General features: G+C 71.9%; 5 protein-coding genes. All 5 read right to left on the bottom strand.

What is annotated here, in order from left to right:
- Window positions 1–54: 54 nt before the first annotated feature.
- Window positions 55–1,053, bottom strand: coding sequence for a UDP-glucose 4-epimerase GalE (galE, locus tag ABTZ17_RS36140; protein WP_352200061.1), 999 nt, complete (start codon window positions 1,051–1,053; stop codon window positions 55–57).
- A 52-nt stretch (window positions 1,054–1,105) separates the two neighbouring features.
- On the bottom strand, window positions 1,106–2,752 hold the full coding sequence (locus ABTZ17_RS36135; RefSeq protein ID WP_352200060.1) for a glycosyltransferase family 2 protein: 1,647 nt from the start codon (window positions 2,750–2,752) through the stop codon (window positions 1,106–1,108).
- Between the two features lie 79 nt (window positions 2,753–2,831).
- Window positions 2,832–4,277 carry a GTPase ObgE gene (obgE, locus tag ABTZ17_RS36130; protein WP_352200059.1) on the bottom strand — a complete coding sequence of 482 codons (1,446 nt, stop codon included), beginning with the start codon at window positions 4,275–4,277 and terminating at the stop codon, window positions 2,832–2,834.
- Between the two features lie 171 nt (window positions 4,278–4,448).
- Window positions 4,449–4,703 (bottom strand): 50S ribosomal protein L27, encoded by a 255-nt coding sequence (gene rpmA / locus ABTZ17_RS36125; protein ID WP_226732937.1) that lies wholly within the window; start codon window positions 4,701–4,703, stop codon window positions 4,449–4,451.
- 14 nt (window positions 4,704–4,717) lie between these two features.
- Window positions 4,718–5,038: a 50S ribosomal protein L21 gene (gene rplU / locus ABTZ17_RS36120; protein ID WP_352200058.1), complete on the bottom strand. Its 321-nt coding sequence runs from the start codon at window positions 5,036–5,038 to the stop codon at window positions 4,718–4,720.
- Window positions 5,039–5,366 lie beyond the last annotated feature (328 nt).

Below are 5,366 nucleotides of genomic sequence, written 5' to 3'. Positions count from 1 at the left end.
GGACGGCCCTCGAAGGCTCGCGCGCGCCCGTACGGAACGGGGCGCGCGCGGCGGTCAGCGCTCGGCGTGCCGGGCCGGGACCCGGTTCGCCTCCCAGCCCGCCCAGGCCGAGGTGATCATGGCGCGGACGTCGTGCCGGGCCTTCCAACCCAGCTCCGCCTCGATCCGCGCGGCCGAGGCCACCACCTTCGCCGGGTCGCCGGGCCGCCGGGGGGTGACCACGGGCTCCGCCGCGTGCCCGGTGTTCTCGTTGATCAGCTCGACCATCTCGCGGACGGACACGCCCTCGCCCCGACCGATGTTCACGGTCAGGTCCCGGTGCTCGCCGGTCGCCGCCCACTCGCCGAGCTTGCGGGCCGCCACCAGGTGCGCGTCGGCCAGGTCCTCCACGTGGATGTAGTCGCGGATGCAGGTGCCGTCCGGGGTCGGGTAGTCGTCCCCGAAGATCCGCGCCCCCTCACCGGCGTCCAGCCGCTCGAAGACCATCGGCACCAGGTTGAACACCCCGGTGTCGGCCAGCTCGGGGGCCGCGGCGCCCGCCACGTTGAAGTAGCGCAGGCAGGCCGTCGAGATGCCGTGCGCCCGACCCGCCGCGCGCACCAGCCACTCCCCGGTCAGCTTGGTCTCGCCGTACGGGCTCATGGGCGCGCACGGGGTGTCCTCGGTGACGAGGTCCACGTCGGGCATCCCGTAGACGGAGGCGGAGGAGGAGAAGAGGAAGTTGCGGACGCCCGCCGCGGCCACCGCCTCCAGCAGCACCGTCAGGCCCTGCACGTTCTCGTGGTAGTACCAGAGCGGCTTCTCCACGGACTCGCCGACCTGCTTCTTGCCCGCCAGGTGCACCACGCCGGTGATCCGGTGCTCGGCGAGGGTGCGGTCGAGCACCAGCCGGTCCAGCACGGAGCCGACCACCAGCGGCACGCCCTCCGGCACCCGGTCCGCGTTGCCCGTGGAGAGGTCGTCGAGGACGACGCAGCTCTCGCCCGCGAGCGTCATCGCCCGGACCACGTGCGAACCGATGTAGCCGGCACCGCCGGTGATCAGAAACGTCATTCGTAACTCCCGAGTCCTGTCCGCGTGCGCGGGACCGTGCGGTGCCCGCGCCTCAGCCGAGCTGCCGGCGCATGCGGGCCCGGTCCATGCGGTTCCTGACCAGGCTCACGGCGCCGTGCAGCCCCGGTGCCAGCCGCAGCGCCAGCGAGTTGTTGGAGGTCACGTACGGCTGCACCAGCAGAACACCGTACCGGCTGCTCGCGAGGGCGCTGCGTCCCAGGCGGTCGCTGACCGGCCGCACGGAGGCCAGCAGGGAGCTGCCGTCGGCGCAGTGCACCCGCAGCCGCACGTCCCAGACCTGCAGGCCACGACGGCCGCGCCGGCGACCGGCGGCGGCCAGCGCGGTCATGCCCACGGGCAGCTTCGCCGTCCAGGCGTCCGAGCCGTCGGCGCGCAGCTCCACCGGCCGGCTGAGGGCGGGCTCGTCACCGCGGCGGGTGTCGAACTCCAGGTGCGCGGTCGTCGGACCGGCCTGGGCGAGGCGCCCGTACAGGTCGTGGACCCGTACCCGCAGCTCGCCGACCAGCCCGGTGACCAGCCGGGCGTCCACTATGACGGGGAGTTCGGCGAGCGGCAGTTCCGCCAGCCCGTCGAGACGGGCCGCGGGCAGTTCCGCGCTCCACACCGGCTCGCCGTCGGCGAGGGCGTACGGGGGCAGCAGGCGGGGCGGGTCGGCGGCGAACTGGACCAGCCGGTCCAGGTCCGCGGGAGGCTCCGCGGCGGCCTGCAGGACGTGCACGGCCCAGCGGGCGGCGGCCCCGGCGGCGGCCACCTCCGCGGGCTCGAACTCGTCGAGGTAGGAGCGGGTCAACCGCCACCAGTCGGCCTGGTAGTCGGGGTCCTGGCCGATCTCGCGCAGGTACATACGCAGGTCGTACTCCAGGAACTTGACCCGGCAGGCCGTCACGAGGTCGTCGGCGCCGGCGGCCCGCAGGATCTCCACGGCGGTGCGGTGGGCGTTGATCCGGGACTGCCAGTTGCCGATGTCGGCCCGGTCCAGGGAGATCGAGACCTGGGCGGCGCTGCGGCGCACGTGCCAGACGTACACCAGCTCGGGCACGACCGCGATCCGCGGGGCCGCCGCGAGCACCCGAGCGGTGAACACGAAGTCCTCGTACACGAAGCGGCCGTCGGGGAAGCGGATGCCGTGCTCGTCGAGGAACGCGCGCGCGTAGAGCTTGTTGACGCACAGGGTGTCCCGGACCAGCGCGGGCTTGTCGGCGGGGCTCCCTATCACCGCGGGCGCCTCGTACAGACCGGGCACCCACGGCACGTCGTGGTGCTGCGGGAGCTCACGGCGCACGCAGGAGCCGACGGTCACCGGGGCGCCGTGCCGCTCGGCGGCCGCCACCAGTGCGGTGGCGGCCCCCGGCGGCAGCACGTCGTCGCTGTCGAGGAACAACACGTACGGGGCCGTGGCAGCGCCGATCCCGTCGTTGCGGGGGGTACCGCAACCGCCGCTGTTCCGCTCGCGGTGGATCACCCGGACCTTCGGGTGGGCGGCCGCCAACTCGTCGAGCACCTGCGGGGTGCCGTCGGAGGAGCAGTCGTCCACCGCGATGACCTCGGCGACCACCTCGCCCTGGGCGAGCGCCGATGCGACGGCCTCGCCCACGAGCTCGGCGTCGTTGTAGGCGATCACGACGACGCTGACGCGCCCCTTGCCGTCTTCGCTGCCACGGCCGTCGGAAGCTTCCATTCCAACGACCTTCTGGTCGAGCACGATACTCACCCGGGGATCCTACGGGAGCGCCGTAAAGGCGCCTTCAACGTGCAGGTCAGAAGGGCCGGAACTCGTCGTACTCGCGCTGCGCCTCGTCGCCCCGGCGGGCCTCGCGCTCGCGCCGCCGCTGGGTGGCCGGACGCGGGGCTTCCATACGGTGGTCCTCGCCTCGGCGACCGAGCATCTCGGCGCCCGCCGTCATGGTGGGCTCCCAGTCGAAGACGACCGCGTTCTCCTCGGTGCCGATGGCGACACCGTCACCGGCGCGGGCGCCGGCCTTCATGAGGGCGTCCTCGACACCGAGGCGGTTGAGGCGGTCGGCCAGGTAGCCCACGGCCTCGTCGTTGTTGAAGTCGGTCTGGCGCACCCAGCGCTCCGGCTTCTCGCCGCGCACCCGGTAGACGTCCTCGGCCTCGTCGAAGACGACGGTGAAGCCGGTCTCGTCCACGGCCTTGGGCCGGATGACGATGCGGGTGGTCTCGGCCTTGGGCTTGCGGGCACGGGCCTTCGCGACGATCTCGGCCAGCGCGAAGGAGAGCTCCTTGAGGCCGGTCCGGGCCACCGCGGAGACCTCGTACACCTTGTAGCCGCGCTCCTCCAGCTCGGGCCGGATCATGTCCGCGAGGTCCTGGCCGTCGGGGATGTCCACCTTGTTGAGGACGACCAGACGCGGACGCTTCTCCAGACCGCCGCCGTACTCACGCAGCTCGCCCTCGATGACGTCGAGGTCGGAGACCGGGTCGCGGTCGGACTCCAGGGTGGCGGTGTCCAGCACGTGCACCAGCACGGAGCAGCGCTCGACGTGCCGCAGGAACTCCAGGCCCAGGCCGCGGCCCTGGCTGGCGCCGGGGATCAGGCCGGGCACGTCGGCGATGGTGTAGACGGTGGAACCGGCGGTGACCACGCCCAGGTTGGGGACCAGGGTGGTGAAGGGGTAGTCCGCGATCTTCGGCTTGGCGGCGGAGAGCACCGAGATCAGCGAGGACTTGCCGGCGCTGGGGAAGCCGACCAGGGCCACGTCGGCCACGGTCTTGAGCTCCAGCACGATGTCGCCGGTCTGGCCCGGGTCGCCGAGCAGGGCGAAGCCGGGGGCCTTGCGGCGGGCGGAGGAGAGCGCGGCGTTGCCGAGGCCGCCGCGGCCGCCCTCACCGGCCACGTAGGTGGTGCCCTGGCCGACGAGGTCGGCGAGGACGTTGCCGTCCTTGTCGAGGACCACGGTGCCGTCCGGAACGGGCAGCACCAGGTCGGTGCCGTCCTTGCCGGAGCGGTTGCCGCCCTCGCCGGGCTTGCCGTTGGTGGCCTTGCGGTGCGGGCTGTGGTGGTAGTCCAGCAGCGTGGTGACGGACTGCTCGACCACGAGGATGACGTCACCGCCCCGGCCGCCGTTGCCGCCGTCGGGGCCGCCCAGCGGCTTGAACTTCTCCCGGTGCACGGAGGCGCAGCCGTGGCCCCCGTTACCCGCGGCGATGTGCAGCTCGACGCGGTCCACGAAGGTGGTCATGGTGTTGCCTCCAGAAAAGAACGGGTTTGTTCCGGGCACTACTGCCCATTAAACGTGCGTATGTGCAAACGCGCCGAGGGCGGACCTATCTTCCCGACCGGACCGAAACGGTCCGGGGGAAGACGGAGATCCGCCCTCGGGGTTACGAACGCTTGATCAGCAGCAGCTGGATCAGGCGGCCGGAACGATGTTCACGACCTTGCGGCCACGGTGGGTGCCGAACTGCACCGAACCGGCCTGCAGGGCGAACAGCGTGTCGTCGCCACCACGGCCGACGCCGGCGCCCGGGTGGAAGTGGGTGCCGCGCTGGCGGACGAGGATCTCACCAGCGGAAACGACCTGACCGCCGAAGCGCTTCACGCCGAGCCGCTGGGCATTGGAGTCGCGACCGTTCCGGGTGGACGATGCGCCCTTCTTGTGTGCCATTGCTCAGTCCCTCTTTACTTCGCAGCCGTCGGGATACCGGTGACCTTGATCGCCGTGTACTGCTGACGGTGACCCTGGCGACGGCGGTAGCCGGTCTTGTTCTTGTAGCGCAGGATGTCGATCTTGGCGCCCTTGTGGTGGTCCACAACCTCGGCCGTGACCTTGATACCGGCCAGGACCCACGGGTCGCTGGTCACGGACTCGCCGTCGACAACGAGCAGGGTCGAGAGCTCGACCGTGTCGCCAACATTGGCAGTGGAAATCTTGTCAACCTCAACGATGTCGCCGACAGCAACCTTGTGCTGGCGACCACCGCTGCGCACGATGGCGTACACGCGGATCTCTCTCTCACTCGGGACGAAAACTCCTGAAGCCAGCCGCTCAGACGGGCGGGGCCCGTACGGATCCGGATTGGACGAGCGGCCTCTCCCGACGGAGCGGGAGGGAGGTGCTCAGGAGCGTGGCGTGCCTGGGACACGCCGACGGTCAAGAGTACGGTGCGCCCCTGACAGGGTCAAACCGGCCGCTCACCGCCCTGCGGCGGGCACGCGCCGCACCCTCACCACCCGCCCCGCGGGGCCGCCGCGGGGCCTCCACGGGGCTCCAGGAGCGCCGGAACGGCCCCGGGGCGGGCCCCGGCGGGGGGGCGGGGCGGGGGGGGAG

Origin of the sequence: Streptomyces sp. NPDC097619 (assembly GCF_040302735.1) — a bacterium.
In the GTDB taxonomy this organism is placed as follows: Bacteria; Actinomycetota; Actinomycetes; order Streptomycetales; family Streptomycetaceae; genus Streptomyces.
The sequence above is the reverse complement of the archived record's forward strand: the minus strand, read 5'-3'. Positions and strand labels throughout refer to the sequence as shown.